The 15,791-nt window shown below is 38.9% G+C and carries 16 protein-coding genes; 5 read left to right on the forward strand and 11 right to left on the reverse strand.

Annotated elements, in window-relative coordinates; translation table 11 throughout:
* Positions 1-23: 23 nt before the first annotated feature.
* From AN957_RS21470 to AN957_RS21480, 3 genes are all read left to right on the forward strand, one after another.
* The gene (locus AN957_RS21470) at positions 24-1,019 is read left to right on the forward strand and encodes an ABC transporter substrate-binding protein (protein WP_053477406.1); all 996 of its coding nucleotides are present in this window, start codon (positions 24-26) and stop codon (positions 1,017-1,019) included.
* 115 nt (positions 1,020-1,134) lie between these two features.
* On the forward strand, positions 1,135-1,914 hold the full coding sequence (locus AN957_RS21475) for an ABC transporter ATP-binding protein (protein ID WP_053477407.1): 780 nt from the start codon (positions 1,135-1,137) through the stop codon (positions 1,912-1,914).
* A complete protein-coding gene (locus AN957_RS21480) occupies positions 1,892-2,701 on the forward strand; it encodes an ABC transporter permease (RefSeq protein WP_053477408.1) in 810 nt (269 codons plus the stop codon). Before AN957_RS21475 ends, AN957_RS21480 begins: the two co-directional genes overlap by 23 nt.
* A gap of 35 nt (positions 2,702-2,736) precedes the next feature.
* On the opposite strand, the gene asnB is transcribed toward AN957_RS21480, so the two are convergent.
* The 9 genes from asnB to ytkD all read right to left on the reverse strand — a co-directional run bounded on the left by asnB (position 2,737) and on the right by ytkD (position 13,274).
* The gene (gene asnB / locus AN957_RS21485) at positions 2,737-4,587 is read right to left on the reverse strand and encodes an asparagine synthase (glutamine-hydrolyzing) (protein ID WP_053477409.1); all 1,851 of its coding nucleotides are present in this window, start codon (positions 4,585-4,587) and stop codon (positions 2,737-2,739) included.
* A 33-nt stretch (positions 4,588-4,620) separates the two neighbouring features.
* Entirely contained in the window at positions 4,621-5,958 is a 1,338-nt protein-coding gene (gene glnA, locus AN957_RS21490; RefSeq protein ID WP_056686050.1) for a type I glutamate--ammonia ligase, read from the reverse strand.
* A gap of 471 nt (positions 5,959-6,429) precedes the next feature.
* The gene (gene dapF, locus AN957_RS21495; RefSeq protein WP_056686053.1) at positions 6,430-7,284 is read right to left on the reverse strand and encodes a diaminopimelate epimerase; all 855 of its coding nucleotides are present in this window, start codon (positions 7,282-7,284) and stop codon (positions 6,430-6,432) included.
* A gap of 13 nt (positions 7,285-7,297) precedes the next feature.
* Positions 7,298-8,536 carry an LL-diaminopimelate aminotransferase gene (locus AN957_RS21500; protein ID WP_053477412.1) on the reverse strand — a complete coding sequence of 413 codons (1,239 nt, stop codon included), beginning with the start codon at positions 8,534-8,536 and terminating at the stop codon, positions 7,298-7,300.
* Positions 8,537-8,875: 339 nt separating this feature from the next.
* Complete coding sequence (locus tag AN957_RS21505; protein WP_053477413.1) at positions 8,876-9,670, reverse strand: GNAT family N-acetyltransferase; 795 nt, start codon at positions 9,668-9,670, stop codon at positions 8,876-8,878.
* 158 nt (positions 9,671-9,828) lie between these two features.
* Entirely contained in the window at positions 9,829-10,557 is a 729-nt protein-coding gene (locus AN957_RS21510) for a hypothetical protein (RefSeq protein WP_053477414.1), read from the reverse strand.
* Between the two features lie 71 nt (positions 10,558-10,628).
* The gene (locus tag AN957_RS21515; protein WP_053477415.1) at positions 10,629-11,906 is read right to left on the reverse strand and encodes an MFS transporter; all 1,278 of its coding nucleotides are present in this window, start codon (positions 11,904-11,906) and stop codon (positions 10,629-10,631) included.
* Between the two features lie 97 nt (positions 11,907-12,003).
* Positions 12,004-12,792 carry a helix-turn-helix domain-containing protein gene (locus AN957_RS21520; RefSeq protein ID WP_053477615.1) on the reverse strand — a complete coding sequence of 263 codons (789 nt, stop codon included), beginning with the start codon at positions 12,790-12,792 and terminating at the stop codon, positions 12,004-12,006.
* 20 nt (positions 12,793-12,812) lie between these two features.
* Positions 12,813-13,274 carry an RNA deprotection pyrophosphohydrolase gene (gene ytkD / locus AN957_RS21525; protein WP_053477416.1) on the reverse strand — a complete coding sequence of 154 codons (462 nt, stop codon included), beginning with the start codon at positions 13,272-13,274 and terminating at the stop codon, positions 12,813-12,815.
* Positions 13,275-13,491: 217 nt separating this feature from the next.
* On the opposite strand from ytkD, the gene AN957_RS21530 reads away from it, so the two are divergent.
* Positions 13,492-14,373, forward strand: coding sequence for a DUF6612 family protein (locus tag AN957_RS21530; protein ID WP_231690107.1), 882 nt, complete (start codon positions 13,492-13,494; stop codon positions 14,371-14,373).
* Positions 14,374-14,418: 45 nt separating this feature from the next.
* Here the strand turns inward: AN957_RS21530 and AN957_RS21535 are convergent, their stop codons facing one another.
* A complete protein-coding gene (locus AN957_RS21535) occupies positions 14,419-14,745 on the reverse strand; it encodes a hypothetical protein (protein ID WP_056686056.1) in 327 nt (108 codons plus the stop codon).
* A gap of 203 nt (positions 14,746-14,948) precedes the next feature.
* On the opposite strand from AN957_RS21535, the gene AN957_RS21540 reads away from it, so the two are divergent.
* Complete coding sequence (locus AN957_RS21540) at positions 14,949-15,206, forward strand: DUF6154 family protein (RefSeq protein ID WP_053477419.1); 258 nt, start codon at positions 14,949-14,951, stop codon at positions 15,204-15,206.
* Between the two features lie 78 nt (positions 15,207-15,284).
* Here AN957_RS21540 and AN957_RS21545 read toward each other — a convergent pair whose 3' ends face one another.
* The gene (locus tag AN957_RS21545; protein ID WP_053477420.1) at positions 15,285-15,722 is read right to left on the reverse strand and encodes a Dps family protein; all 438 of its coding nucleotides are present in this window, start codon (positions 15,720-15,722) and stop codon (positions 15,285-15,287) included.
* Between the last annotated feature and the right edge of the window lie 69 nt (positions 15,723-15,791).

Raw genomic sequence — 15,791 nt, forward strand, 5'->3', positions numbered from 1 at the left:
TGTGATTAATGGAGGTTTGAGCGATGAAAAAATGGCTAAAAGTTAGTTTTTCCCTTGTTTTAATTGCCATTCTTATTATACCCCTTGCAGCCTGTGGAAAAGATAAGGTTCAAAATATTCGTATCGGAGAAGTAACAAGATCCATTTTCTATGCGCCGCAATATGTTGCACTTGAAAAGGGTTTTTTTGAAGAGGAGGGTCTGAATGTCGAACTGACCACTACTGCTGGCGGAGATAAGACCATGACAGCATTATTGTCAGATAGTATCGACATAGCCCTTGTAGGCTCTGAAACATCTATCTATGTTTATGCACAAGGCTCAAATGATCCTGTTATCAACTTTGCGGCACTCACTCAAACAGATGGAACATTTCTTGTTTCTCGTGAAAAAATAGACAATTTTTCTTGGGAACAATTAAAAGGAGCAATCTTCCTTGGGCAGCGCAAAGGCGGCATGCCGCAAATGGTTGGTGAATTCGTTCTGAAGAAACATGGCATCGATCCACATCAAGATTTAGATTTAATCCAAAATGTTGATTTTGCAAATATCGCTCCAGCATTTGCCTCAGGGACTGGTGAATTTGTCCAGCTTTTCGAACCAACAGCCAGTGTGTTTGAACAAGAAGGAAAAGGTTACATCGTTGCCTCATTCGGTGAGGAATCTGGGAACCTTCCATACACGACATTTATGACAAAAGAAAGCACCATTAAAGAAAAGAAAGAAACAGTTGAAAAGTTTACACGAGCTATTTATAAGGCTCAACAATGGGTTGACACACATAGTGCAGAAGAAATCGCTGATGCAATTAAAGGCTATTTTGACAACACAAATATTGAAACAATTGAAATGGTTGTTGAACGGTATAAAAATCAAGGCTCCTTTGCAACAAATCCAATATTAAATGAAGAGGGCTGGAATAACCTGCAAGATGTCATGGAGGAGGCTGGCGAGCTTCCAGAACGAATTGACTATGAAACACTTGTCAATACAAAAATTGCTAAAGGTGTAATGAAGTAACTCCTATTCATTCCCGTGTATCTGCTTTTTACTCAATAACAGGTATGATTACTCGCTTTTCGTTCCTAAACCAAGGTTAAAAATGATGAAAAAAAGGATAGTAAGGAGGGCTCCAATGGATTTCTTAAGTTTACAGGAAATTCACCATACGTATTTTACAAAAACCTCTGCCACAACGGCCCTCTCAGATATTTCCCTTGAGATCGGGGAGGGAGAATTTGTTTCCTTCCTCGGTCCAAGCGGATGCGGAAAAACAACCCTGCTTTCGATTATTGCCGGTTTGCTTGAGCCGACTGCAGGAGCGATTACATTAGAGGGAAAGGATGTTCAAGAGGCAAGCAAAAATATTGGCTACATGCTCCAGCAGGATTATCTTTTTCCATGGAAAACAATCGAAGAAAATATCTTATTAGGGTTTAAAATTGATGGCAGTCTTAATGATTCAAATAGAGATTACGCGCTCACCTTACTTGAGAAAATGGGACTAAAAGGAGTTGAGAAACAATATCCAAAACAACTATCAGGCGGAATGAGACAGCGTGTTGCATTAGTAAGAACATTAGCAACCGAGCCGAAGCTGCTCATGCTTGATGAACCTTTCTCAGCACTTGATTATCAAACAAAGCTAAAGCTAGAGGATCTCGTCTCAAATACGTTAAAATCGTTTGGAAAAACTGCGATTCTAGTCACCCATGATATTGGAGAAGCCATTGCGATGAGCGATCGAATTTTCCTCTTCTCTTCCAGTCCAGGACAGATTCATAAAACGTTTATTATGCCTGATGAATTAAGGGAAGCAACTCCATTCAATGCACGGAACCATGAAGCTTATTCAAGTATCTTTCAAACTGTCTGGAAGGAGCTGGAATCTCTTGAACCCGCAAACAAACATTGAACAGGGGCACCGTAGATATCTTCAATCGTTAAAGCGTGAAAAGAAATGGGTCCGTTTTTACCAGCTTATTATTTTTCTAGTCTTTTTTTCTGGATGGGAGATTGCTAGCAGGCTGCAATGGATTGATCCGTTAATCTTTAGTTCCCCCTCCAAAGTATGGGAGCTCTTCCTTGCAAAAGTACAAGACGGAACCTTATTTGTAGATTTAAGCTATACCCTTTTTGAAACTATATTTGGTTTTATTTTAGGAACTGTACTGGGTACCTTGCTTGCAGCCATCCTTTGGTGGTCACCGCTGCTTTCAAAAATAGCGGATCCCTATTTAGTCGTCTTAAACTCGATGCCTAAAGTAGCACTTGGCCCGATTTTGATCGTAGCACTAGGTCCGAGCTTTACATCCATCGTGGCAATGGGGGCAATCATCTCCATCATCATCACAACAATTGTTGTCTATACTTCATTTAAAGAAGTCGATCCAAACTATATTAAAGTATTGCAAACCTTTGGTGCAACCCGATTTCAAATTTTCAAGGAAGCCATTTTACCTGCTTCATTCCCTGTCATCATCTCCACACTCAAAGTCAATGTCGGCTTATCCTGGGTCGGTGTCATTGTTGGTGAATTCCTTGTCGCCTCAAAGGGTCTTGGATACATGATCATCTATGGATTCCAAGTATTTAATTTCACACTTGTCATGCTTTCTTTGCTTGTGATTGCCGTATGTGCAACAATTATGTATCAACTGGTTGAACTATTAGAAAGAAAATTAATTAAGAATGGGTCGTAAGAAAAGTAGATCACACTTTTCTTACGACCCATTTTTTAGTTATCAATAATATTAATTTTATAATGATCAAGCCACATATTGATTTGCGCTAGATGTGCGATGAGCTGAGGGCCAGTCATTAGCTGACCATACCACGGAACTTTGAATGAGGATCCGTCTGAATCAATAATATCTTGGACTTTTTGCTTTGAGACTAGTTCTAGGATTGGAGATGTTTTGTTGTTGAGGATAGTTGTTAGACGATTTTTTACGAGTTTCATATATTGTGGATGATAGGTTTTTGGGTATGGACTCTTTTTCCTGTATAGCACTTCATTTGGAAGCACCCCTTCTAAAGCCTTTCGTAATATCCCTTTTTCACGGCCATTTAGCATTTTCATGTCCCAGGGGATATTCCAGGCATATTCAACAATGCGATGATCAGCAAATGGCACCCGCACCTCTAAGCTTGCCCCCATGCTCATACGATCTTTACGATCAAGCAATGTTTGCATAAACCAGACCATGTTTAAATAAAACATTTCCCGGCGGCGAGCTTCTACTGACGATTCTCCATCTAATAGCGGCGTTTCTGCAACTGTTTCGTTGTAGCGATCCTTCACATAGCTTTGCAAATCAAGTTTTTCCTGCCATTTTGGAAGAAGCAGCTGCTCTCTTTCAGCATGCGACCTCATCCATGGAAACCCATTTGTATGAAGCAATTCTTCTCTATAAAACCAAGGGTATCCTCCAAATATTTCATCTGCACATTCGCCTGACAAAGCAACAGTGAAATCCTGTTTTATTTGCTCACAAAACCAAAGAAGAGAAGAGTCGACATCTGCCATGCCTGGCAAATCTCTCATCCGGACAGCATCCTCCAAACGGTCAGCAAGCTGTTCATTATCAATGATTGCTGAGTGATGGATCGAGCCCAAATGCTTCTGCATCCTTTGAATCCATGGACCATCCTGATCAGGCTGAAACGTACTTGCTTTGAAATACTCACTGTTGCGATCATAATCAATCGAATACGTATGGAGTGAACCCCTTCCTTCCTTTTTAAAATAAGCAGAAGCAAAGGCACTGAGGGCGCTTGAATCAATACCGCCTGATAAAAAAGTGCAAACAGGCACATCTGCAACCAACTGGCGTTCAACAGCATCCTTCACTAAAAATCTTACTTGGTCTACGGTATCATCTAATGAATGCTGGTGTCTCTTGCTTTCTACATTCCAATAGCGCCAAATTTTCATGCCATCTCTCGTAAATGTAAGGGCATGGGCGGGGCGAAGTTCCTTGATTCCCCTAAAAACCCCATGACCAGGAGTCTTTGACGGACCTAATCCGAACACTTCCTGAAGTCCTTCCCTATCGACTTCCGCTTTCACATTAGGATGAGCCAAAATGGCTTTTAACTCTGAACCAAATAATAATGAACCATGCTCTTCCTTATAAAAAAGAGGTTTCACACCTAGTCGATCTCTCGCCATGAAAAGCTTCTCCTGCCTATGGTCCCATACAGCAAAGGCAAAGATTCCATTTAAATGGGCTATGCAGCCCTCTGCCCACTCCATGTAAGATGTTAAAAAAACTTCCGTATCAGAATGGCTTTTAAATGAGTGGCCACGCTGAATTAACTCTTTTCGAATGTCCTCCGTATTATAAAGCTCCCCATTATATACGATTGTATATGTGTTTCCGTTTTTTGTTTTAGTCATCGGCTGTACGCCACCTTCAGGATCAACAACGATAAGCCGTTTATGTCCAAATGTGGCATGGCGTGCGCTCCAGACACTCGAAGCATCTGGACCGCGCTTTGCTAAGGTTTGCGCCATCTTTTCCACGATGAATTCTTCTTTTGTCAAATCTCGATGCCAATTAATCCATCCTGTTATTCCACACACAGATTATCACACTCTTTCGTTATTTTTTGGTTATTAATATTGTAAAATGTACTGTTCCCGCTCCCATGGATGGACCTGCGTACGGAACATATCCCACTCGATTTCTTTCGCTTCAATAAAATGTTCAAAAAGATGCACACCTAGCGCACTTGTTATTACTTCATCTGATTTTAAATTTTCAAGTGCATGTGCTAAAGTAGACGGCAAATCCACGATGCCATTTTCAATCCGTTCTTCTTTAGACATAATGTAGATGTTTCTATCCACCGGCTCAGGAGGAGTTAAACTATTTTTTATTCCATCCAGTCCTGCAGCTAATAAAACGGCCATTGCCAAGTACGGATTAGCAGCAGGATCCACACTTCTTACTTCTACACGGGTACTCATTCCACGGGATGCTGGGATGCGTATAAGCGGGCTTCTATTTCTCGCTGACCACGCGACATAACACGGTGCCTCATAGCCAGGCACTAGCCTTTTATACGAATTAACTGTCGGATTTGTAATTGCTGTAAAATTAGGGGCATGTTTTAAAATACCTGCAATAAACTGTCTCGCTGTCTCACTTAACTCTAACGAACCACTCTTCTCATAGAAAGCATTCTCCCCTTCCTTAAACAAGGAAAGATTACTATGCATTCCAGATCCGTTGACTCCAAACAACGGCTTAGGCATAAATGTTGCATGTAGGCCATGCTTGCGGGCAATTGTTTTCACAACAAGCTTAAATGTTTGAATATCATCACATGCCTTTAATGCATTCTGATATTTAAAATCAATTTCATGCTGCCCGGGTGCTACTTCATGATGGGAAGCCTCGATTTCAAAGCCCATTTCTTCTAACTCTATAACGATGTCACGACGGCAGTTTTCGCCAAGATCGGTTGGTGCCAAATCAAAATATCCGCCTTGATCATTCAGCTCCAGCGTAGGCTGGCCATTTCCATCTAGTTTAAATAAGAAAAATTCCGGCTCTGGTCCAACATTAAAATCCGTAAATCCTAATTCTCTCATTTCATTTAAAATACGTTTTAAATTACTGCGGGGGTCTCCTTCAAAAGGGGTGCCATCTGGATGATAAATATCGCAGATCAATCGGGCAACCTTTCCTTTTTCAGCTGTCCATGGAAAAATAACAAATGTGTCTAGATCAGGATATAAATACATATCTGACTCTTCGATACGGACAAATCCTTCGATTGACGAGCCATCAAACATCATTTTATTATCCAATGCCTTTGAAAGCTGGCTGATTGGAATTTCCACATTTTTTATCGTTCCGAATAAATCAGTAAACTGTAAACGGATGTATCGAACATTTTCCTCTGTGGCAACTTTCATAATTTCGTCTTTGCTAAAAGACTTTGTCATCTAAATTCCTCCCTTTTGCAAAATAATAATATTATTGGTGAACTTTTTTAGTATTTTATAAGAAAAACTGGAATCATTAGGGCTATTGATAACCTTTTTGCTATTTTCACAGGAAAACTGAACTCAATAGAGGCTATTGATGACCTTTTTAGCTTTTTTTACAGGAAAATCGAACTCAATAGAGGCTATTGATAACCTTTTTTGCTTTTTTTACAGGAAAACTGAACTCAATAGGGGCTATTGATGTCCTTTTTAGCCTTTTTTATAGGAAAACTGAACTCAATAGAGGCTATTGATAACCTTTTTTGCTTTTTTTACAGGAAAATCGAACTCAATAGAGGCTATTGATAACCTTTTTTGCTTTTTTTACAGGAAAACTGAACTCAATAGGGGCTATTGATGTCCTTTTTACTTTTTCATAGGAGAACTGGATTCAATTTGTTTTACTACTAAATTTTTTCACTTGTTTGATTACCTCTCCATAACTAATTCACCATGGCAAATATAGGCAGCCCCCCCCTTTTTCCAAACATGGTCATTTTCATCCAAGCTTATTGTCAGTTGCCCTCCAGGGAGATGAACGGTTATTGGAATATATTGATCTACCAAGTGATTTAATGTGGCGGCAACAACAGCTGCACACGCACCTGTGCCGCATGCCATTGTTAGCCCCGAGCCTCTCTCCCATACACGGTAATAGATCTCTTGGCGGCTTTTCACGTGGACAATACCTAAGTTCACTCGTTCAGGGAATAAATCGGAGTATTCAATTTCAGGGCCGATTTCTTCTAATGGAAAAGTGTCTATATTATCAACAAATAGAATCGCATGTGGATTGCCCATCGAAACACATGTCACAGGAAAACTATGCTTGCCAATTGTAAGGAGTTCATTTATCGTCTGTGCTTCTGGGTCTCCTTTCATCGGAATCATTCCTTTAGTCAGTTTTGGCTTTCCCATATCAATGGTCACCGATCGGACAATCCGTTTTTTATCCGGTTCCACCTTGACATGAACAATTCCGCCTAACGTTTCAATTGAAAAATCAGTGCTTGTTGCATACATGTGGTCGAAGAGATACTTCGCTACACATCGCAGGCCATTTCCACAATTCTTCCCTTCTGAACCATCTTCATTAAAAATCCTCATTTTAAAATCAGCCATTTCAGAAGGACAAATTAAGATTATGCCATCTGATCCGATTCCGGTATTTACATTAGAGACTGTTCTAGCAAGCTGTTCAAAGTCTTGATCTTCCATTGGCATATCCAATAGGTTAAAAAAAATATAATTATTCCCCAATCCATGCATTTTCGTAAATTGCATAAGGGTCCTCCTTTCAAAAGATGAATGTATCTCGCCTTAATCTAACTGCAATCTCTTCGATTACTCGTAGCTCTTCCTCGATCCCATTTGCTTGGAAGGTAACTGAAAATCGTACATATTGACCTGCCTCATCCCATGGAACAGTAGAGATTAAATGCTCTCGTATTAAATATTGGCTAAACTCCTCTGCCGATTGAAATGATGGACCATCTGCCACTGCTTTCGGCGCCCTCGTATATAAGAAAAATGATCCCCTCGGCTTCTCCGCATTAAAGCCACATGCAACCAGTGCATTTGCCAATAATTCATGCCTCCGTGAATATTTTTCAGCAGTTTCGATGGTAATTTCCGGATGCGCAAGAGCATAGGCAGCCGCTTTCTGAATGGCGATGAATTGACCGGAATCATTGTTATCCTTAACTGTCGCAAACGCCTTTACAAGCTTTTCATTTCCTGAGATAAAACCGATACGCCATCCTGTCATATTGAAAGATTTTGACAAGGAATGAAGCTCAATGCCAACTTCCTTTGCCCCTGGTACGGAGAGAAAGCTAAGCGGCTTTTCCCCTTCAAAAACAAGTGCTGAATAAGCGGCATCATGCACAACAATAAGCTTATGCTTCTTTGCAAATTGAACAACTTCTTCAAAAAATGCTGCAGTTGCAGTCGCTCCAGTCGGATTATTCGGGTAGTTTAAATACAAAAGCTTCGCCTTTTCTAGAACACTATCACTCAATGTGTCTAGCTTTGGAAGAAACAAATTTTCTTCCGTAAGAGGCAGCTGAACGACATCCCCACCACAGTACTTTGTATGGGTAGCTAATATTGGATAACAAGGAGAAGGCATTAGTATAAGATCTCCTTGGTTAATAAAAGCTGTCGGCAGCATGGCTAATGCCGACTTTGAACCGATCACATGGTTAATTTCAGTTTCCGGATTAAGATGATAAACACCAAATACCTTTTCCATATAAGAAGCAGCCGCTTGCTTAAACTCAGCGATGCCGTTATCTGCATAAAAGCGATTTTCGGGCTTGCCTGCTTCCTCTGTCAATTTTTGAATGACCCTGTCATCCGCCATGGCATCAGGTTCACCTACTCCTAAATCAATCAACTCCATATGAGGATTCGCTTGAATGGCTTCTCTTTTTGCTCGTTTAATCTTTTCGAATTTATATATTTCCTCTTTCAATCCAAATCGCGATCCGCCTATACGGTCTGCAAACAGCTGCTGAATATAATCGGTTGTCATTATGAATCCTCCAATGTAGGTCTGCTAATCTAAAATGTTATGATACATCTTATCATTTCAAGGGCCATTTGGATTTACACCCATTAATTAAATATTTGCACTTTTTTACACATAAAAAAAGAGAATAGATATTCATTATCAACCAATTAGTTAGCTAGCTAACTAATTGATAAAGAAGAGATAAGCTGTATGTTTTACATAAAACTTGAAGGGAAGGGAATTGGATAATGGTAGGACAAATAGACGCATTCAGTGAGTCTACAGGAGGAATGAAATTTCATTATTGCTCCAGTCAGTGTTCCTTGCTAACAAGACTATACATAGGAGAAGGAAGAAATTTTATGACAAAGACATAGTAAAATCCACAATCGATAGCTCAGCTGTTGTTTGAAAACCAAGACTTTCATATATATGTACAGCAGGCAAGTTCTCTGCTAATACACCGAGATAAACATCTGATGAAAGTTGTTTGCCTATGTGTGTAAGTTCACTCGTTACAAGCTTCGCAAGGCCATTCCCTCTGTGGTCTGGTCTAGTAACAATGTTCCCAAGCTCTACAAGCTGAGGATCATAGAAATGAAAACCACCTATTGCAATGAATTCTCCACCATCCTTTATTCCGAGGAAAGGACACCGCTCTAATTCACTTCTTGTAAAAAACTTCATTTCTCCCTTTTGTAAAAAAGCAATCACCTTGGAAAACTCATTCTCCTTAACTAGTTGAGTCATGCTCGATTCGAGCAGCTTCGATTGATCTATATGTTTCATTGTAAAAAAACGCCGCGGGATACCTGTAATGAGACCAAAGGACTGAAAAAGCTGAAGGTCACGTTGACATAGAATAATCCCGCAAATAGCATTTTTATCAAGTTTAATAGTAGATCTTGTAAAAACAATTAGTTCTGGGAAGAAAACTTCTTGATGATTGATTCGATAAAAGGAAAAGGCGGGAAAAGATAGCTCCCTTAGATAAGCTAAGACAGCAGTCAACTGATTATCTGCATATTGACCAATAAATTGGGCTTTTTCCTTTCGTTGTGTTAAATAGCTGTAAAAAAGTAAGTGCTGATCCTTATCAACTTGATCGATTAATTGAACTATAGCTTCTTGTGTAAGCAATCGGTGTGAAATCATTTAATCTACCTCTCATTCGGTTAATAATATACTACTTTCTTATAAACTACATATATCCTTGTATAGTAGCTTCTATGAAAAAGAGCGTAAATCCTTCTTGGATCAACGCTCTCTAGCCCTTTATTTGTTCAGTACAGATTGGTAAACACTATAATAAATTATTTATATTTCCCTACTTTACATGCTGTCTCACTTATTATGAAACTTAACTTTAAACGACTTAACCATGCTTCCGAATCAGTTACACGTCCATTGATACTATTTATATCCTCTTGATATTCCAATCCTTCCACTGGGAGATACTTAACCTCTAAGTTTGCGATTCTATGTACAATCATAGCCCATTCTGCATCTGTCATTTTTTCTTTAGAGTAGTCCTTTATATAGTTCCCAGCCTCTCTCGAGAACCCACAAGAACCAGCAGTAATGTCCACTTCTTTCCCAAGCTCTATAGAGAAAATCTTATTAGTAATTTTTTCCGTTTCTATCCACTCAATTGGGTGAGTATTAAATGCTCTTTCTGTTCTGCCTAAAATTAAATAATCAAATTGAGGGAGTAAACTTACAATTTTTCTTAATTCAATCGAGTGATTCTGTACCCAGGTTAATAACCTATCAAAATCGCAATAATGAAAGTACTGGCTTGTTCCAGATAGACCAAACTTAACAGCCTCTCTCCTTGCGTAAGCTGCACCTAATTTGGGGATTTTCTTTGTTTTGAATTTACTATTTTTTAACACATCCATTAGATTAATTGATGATTCCTCACTTACGGTAATAAAAAGCTCGGAATAAACATCTTCCAACAGATCTTTGAACTCTTGAAAAAGCCTGACGTTTCTCCCATGTGGATCATGGGTAACTGTAACTAAAGCCGTTCGAACCAACCTATTCACCTCAGCAAGATAATCGTTTCCTCATAATAAGTTAAATATAAAAGAATACCATTATAACTCTATTACGCCTTGGCTTTACGGGACCATATCACAACAGGTATGAGAACTAAAGATAAAAGTCCTCCACTCAAAGATAACGTTGCATAACTGGTATTAGCTACCACCATTCCCGAAAGTGCACCGCCGGAAGCTCCTGCTAATGCAATAAAAACATCAAGTGTACCTTGGGTTTTCGCACGTATTGAAGGCTCTGTTGAATCAACTATTTGAGCAGTCCCACTTATTAAGCCAAAGTTCCACCCTAATCCAAGTAAAGTTAGAGCAATTACTAATAGAATCATTGAATCACTTGGTGCGAATGCTGCTAATAAACCAGCGAATAACAATATAATGCCCGCAGCTATGCTCATAGATGTTCGCCCTGCTTTATCTACAAGTACGCCTGTGATAAGTGAGGGAAGATACATTGCACCTATGTGAAAACCAATAACAATTCCTACTTCAGCTAGATCATGACCATGATGTTTCATATGTACCGGTGTCATAGTCATAATTGCAACCATTACAATTTGAGTAAGAACCATAACCGTGGCACCTACCATTATTCCTCTTCTATTTATTGATTTATCAAAGGAATCCGTTTTATTTACATGTTCATCTTCTTGGTTATAAGCTGCTATCTTGTTTGCAATAAATAATGGGTCAGGACGCAGCATAATAAAAAGAACGAGACCTGCTAAAATAAACGCAGCAGCTGATAATATAAATGGACCTGCAAGAGACGGAACACCAATGAGACTAGCAAATTCACCCATAACTTCTACTAGGTTCGGACCTGCAACCGCCCCAAATGTTGTCATAACCATCGTCGTACTAATAGCAGTTCCTCTTTGTTTCTTATTTGCTAAATCGGTCCCTGCATAACGAGCTTGTAAATTTGCCGCAGTTCCCGCACCATAGATCAGCAGAGACGCAAATAATAAAATTATACTATTCACCATGGCAGCAATCACAACTCCAATTGCACCGATTCCCCCTACAATAAAACCTGTCGATAAACCTGTACGGCGTCCAAATCGTTGAGAAAGTTTTCCTATGATAAAAGCTGCTCCTGCAGATCCTAAAGTAAGTAAGGCTACAGGGACTCCTGCAAAAGCATCAGTTCCTAGCATTTGTTGTGCCAATAGGGCACCTACAGTAACTCCTGCGGCAAGCCCTGCCCCACCAAAGATTTGTGATAGACTCACAATGAACAACACTCGTCTATAAAGCTTTTTTAGCTTTTCTGGTGAATCTATATAACTCTCGATTGAATCTAGTTCTTGTGCTTTAGCGAACACTTTAAAACACCTTCTCACATTTATTTGTCAGCCGATTCAACAACCTTCTCAATGAAAAAGGCATTATCAAAATCCAACTATTAAACGAGTCTAGCTTTTAACGTATATCGGAAGGATTCTTCCCTGTATACTTTTTAAATTGTCTGCTGAAAAAATGAAGATCATTATAGCCGAGAGCATTTGCTGCTTCTGTTACTGTCATCCCCATGTTATGAAGCAAGTGCTCTGCTCGATTAATCCGAGAATGAATAATGTAATTTCTAACCGTATGTCCAATAATCTCTTTGAATTTCTGGGAAAAATAGCGTGGAGAAAGATTGGCCCGCATTGCTAAACTTTCGATTGAGTGCGGATCACCCGGATGCTGCTGGATAAAGTTTGCGATCTCTCGAATCGTCTCTAAAAGATCGTTGCTTGAATGCTCCAGCTGCTTATCTATTTCCCGCTCTTCCCTTAATAAGTGAATCATTAATTGCTTTAGGATTAGCTTTGCCTCAATTTCGGCTCCGAAGGTTTTCACCAAAAATAAACGAATATAACGTGTTAGCAGGGATTCAAAGGGGATAGGGTCTTGAACAATCCGGTAGGTTTTTGGCATCAATACTGGGGTTCCCTCTAAGTCAAAATGAATATAGCTCAACACTAACGGATTTTGCGGATCATGGGTAGCCGTCGTCCAATCACCTGGCTTAAATAAAAAACAGCTTCCTTTATGTACATCATATAATTTCCCATTAAGCACCACAGTCCCTTTTCCACTCCAAACATAAAACAAATCATAGTTAGGAAGTGGTTTATTTCGTTTCCTCCATTTCCAGTTCGGCTCGCAATGGATCGTCGCAAACGCTGGTATTAGGATAAATGAATCCGGATTGATATGCAGCATTGAATTCACCCTTTCTGCCCCTATCCCTCTATTCTTAGAATACTCCTTTCGACCACTTCGTCTTTCATAATAAAGCTGTATTCGTCCCCCCACCTTAAATCTAATATATTTCCTTCAATAAGTACGGGTCCTTCTGTTTCATAATAATGCAGATTTTCGCCAATCTCTTCTACTTCCCCATAGAATATAGCTTTAACAAAAGTCTTTTCATTCAAAGACACCTCATACTCACCGATACGTTCCAGCTGCTTTAGAGTAGCTCCTGTTTCCTCCAGTACTTCTCGGCGCGCCGCCTCTTCCAATGTCTCCCCTTTTTCAAGCTTTCCTCCTGGAAATTCCAGCCCTCTTTTTTTATGGTTCGTTAGCAGCCATCCCTTGCCTTTTTTGCATATTACAAGGACGTGCTCCGGCTTTTTATTAAACGCATGTGAGTTAAATGAAAATTTGACTACTCCACCATTTGCATCAATAAATGTTTCCATCGAATTCCTCCTTTCACTCTTCATTCATACAGCTATTATACAGCGAAAAAAAAATTGTGACTAATGACATCTTCCATATTTTTCTTATATGATAAAAGTATCAAATTACAATATTTTGAAACTTTACCTATTTTTTTATCGTAGAATTAGAGGGTAAGAGAAACCACACCTGTTATAATTTATGTAAAGTTTTTCTTATTTCATTAATATTAAAGGAGTGCTTATTTTGAAAAAATCACTTTCCATTCTTGCAGGCTTCTTATTAGTATTTATGTTAGCCGCTTGTAATCAAACAGCCAAGCCTGTGGATGAGCCCGCAAAAGAGAATGAAAAAGCTTCATCAACTGAGAAAACCGAGGAAAAAGCATCGGAACTGACACTTGAAGAAGTATTGAATAAATCCACAGAAGCTTCAGAAGGCTTAAAAAGCTTTTCTGTAAAAATGGATTTAACTCAGGATATGACTGATCAAGGTGAACTGAATGTCCAAACAAACTCGGTCATCGATATGAACATCGTTACCGAGCCAATGGCTTACTATCAAAAAATGAAAATGTCAATGGGAGAAGAAGCAGAAAGCTTTGAAACAGAAAGCTATTTTTCAGAGGCTGGAATGTTTTTCTATGAACCTTCAACTAGTCAATGGATGAAGTTCCCGCAGGAAATGACCGATACATTCCTGCAAATGTCGGGTCAGCAATCCAATCCAGGGGAAGAGCTAAAGAAATTACAGCAATTCATGGAAGATTTTACTTTTGAGCAAGATTCAAATAACTATATACTTAAATTAAAGGCATCTGGAGAAAAGTTTAATGATTTCATTAAAGAAACAGCTGTTCAGCAATTGCCGCCTGAAATGTCGGCGGAAGACGCGCTAAGCGGGATGAAAATTAATGCTGTTGAATATGAAATCCTTGTCGACAAAAAGACATTTTATCCAGTTGAATTAAATATGGATATGGATTTAGAAATGACGATCGAAGGCCAAACCATCGCCATGAAGCAAAAAATGAACGGACAATATTCAAACTACAACAGCGTTGAAGCGATCACTGTTCCTCAAGAAGTAATTGATTCGGCTGTAGAAATGGGTATGTAATTTAAAGGAAATCGGCAATTAGCCGATTTCCTTTTTTCAGCTCCATTATTGAATTTCTTCATTCAATATCCCCATATTTTCAATATGTTCTTTTGCTTCTTCGTCCCCGAGCTGATAAATCAATCCGTATACCTTCTTGATTTTACTGTCATACTCATCATTTGACTTATCATTATGGTATTCTATAAATGGGACATGGGCTCGCCAAAATCCCGCCCATTCTGTTCCATAATTCTGATTAAAATACTCCCGTAACGTATGAATTTCATTATCTGTCGCTTCAATTTTGAAATCCCATGGGGAATCTGTTGCACTTTGTGAGATTTGTCCATGTGCAATAGTTATATAATACGTTTTTTTATTTTGTTCCATCCTGTTCAGCCCCTTTTTGTCATTACTTATCGTTTCCCACATTTCGATTAAAAATATGCGAATTTACGATCATTCTGATGAAAATTACATATACTACATTTAATCTTAGAAAAAAACTATGCGTAAGCGATTAATTTTTATCATCAAGGGTATTAAAAAAGTATACAATAAAAGAAATAAAAACGAAGGCTGGAGGTGTAAGAATGAAAATTATTGATGAGCTTTATGAACTTTATCGGAATAAGCTTACTGGAGACGAAGAGGATATTGACATGCTTGCTTTCGCTTTTTTAGAGGAAATGAACCGAGAGGATTTATTGGGTATGATTAACGAGTTAAATAACCAGGAACTGTACAACTTAATGGGAATTTATTTAATTGAAAGCTTAAAAGGAAAGTTTGCGAGTGAAGACTACAGACAGCCCCGCAATCCGAATCTGCAGCAGCGAAATATTCACTAAAAAATTATATTTTATACATAAAAAAGGATGGTTCATAAAGGCTGATTGCCCTATATTGAACCATCTTTTTATTATGCCCTAACCTAAGTATGCCTTTAACATCCAAATATGCTTCTTTAGACTTTGCTTAATGGCAATAAGCATATCACCGGTGCCTTCATCATTTGCTTCTTCTGCTAACTGAATGCCTTCTTGCAGCTCGTCTGCCATTTTAACAAAATCTGCACAAATGGATTTAACCATGTCTTCCTCTTTTTCTTTTCCAGTCGCCTCTTCGATAGATGCCATTTCTAAACATTCTTTCATTGTTGCAACAGGGCTACCCTCAAGGGATAGAATTCTCTCTGCCAATTCATCTATATGCTGATTGGCTTCGTTGTATAGCTCCTCAAATTTCTCGTGCAAAGTAAAGAAGTGTCTTCCTTTGATATACCAATGGTAGTTATGAAGCTTTACATACAAGATCGTCCAGTTTGCAACTTGCCTATTCACTGATTGGATTAAATTTTCACTCATATTATCATCCTCCCATTTTTATAGTACCCTGAGATAGGACGAGCTAAACACAAGAATATTTTTATTGTA

Origin of the sequence: Cytobacillus solani, from assembly GCF_001420595.1 — a bacterium.
Classification (GTDB): domain Bacteria; phylum Bacillota; class Bacilli; order Bacillales; family Cytobacillaceae; genus Cytobacillus; species Cytobacillus solani.

What these genes read in the sequence shown, in the direction of transcription:
- AN957_RS21470 (WP_053477406.1), top strand. Translation starts at nt 24, where the DNA reads ATGAAAAAATGGCTAAAAGTTAGTTTTTCCCTTGTTTTAATTGCCATT.
- AN957_RS21475 (WP_053477407.1), top strand. Translation starts at nt 1,135, where the DNA reads ATGGATTTCTTAAGTTTACAGGAAATTCACCATACGTATTTTACAAAA.
- glnA (WP_056686050.1), bottom strand. Translation starts at nt 5,958, where the DNA reads ATGACAAAGTCTTTTAGCAAAGACGAAATTATGAAAGTTGCCACAGAG.
- dapF (WP_056686053.1), bottom strand. Translation starts at nt 7,284, where the DNA reads ATGCAATTTACGAAAATGCATGGATTGGGGAATAATTATATTTTTTTT.
- AN957_RS21500 (WP_053477412.1), bottom strand. Translation starts at nt 8,536, where the DNA reads ATGACAACCGATTATATTCAGCAGCTGTTTGCAGACCGTATAGGCGGA.
- AN957_RS21505 (WP_053477413.1), bottom strand. Translation starts at nt 9,670, where the DNA reads ATGATTTCACACCGATTGCTTACACAAGAAGCTATAGTTCAATTAATC.
- AN957_RS21520 (WP_053477615.1), bottom strand. Translation starts at nt 12,792, where the DNA reads ATGCTGCATATCAATCCGGATTCATTTATCCTAATACCAGCGTTTGCG.
- ytkD (WP_053477416.1), bottom strand. Translation starts at nt 13,274, where the DNA reads ATGGAAACATTTATTGATGCAAATGGTGGAGTAGTCAAATTTTCATTT.
- AN957_RS21535 (WP_056686056.1), bottom strand. Translation starts at nt 14,745, where the DNA reads ATGGAACAAAATAAAAAAACGTATTATATAACTATTGCACATGGACAA.
- AN957_RS21540 (WP_053477419.1), top strand. Translation starts at nt 14,949, where the DNA reads ATGAAAATTATTGATGAGCTTTATGAACTTTATCGGAATAAGCTTACT.
- AN957_RS21545 (WP_053477420.1), bottom strand. Translation starts at nt 15,722, where the DNA reads ATGAGTGAAAATTTAATCCAATCAGTGAATAGGCAAGTTGCAAACTGG.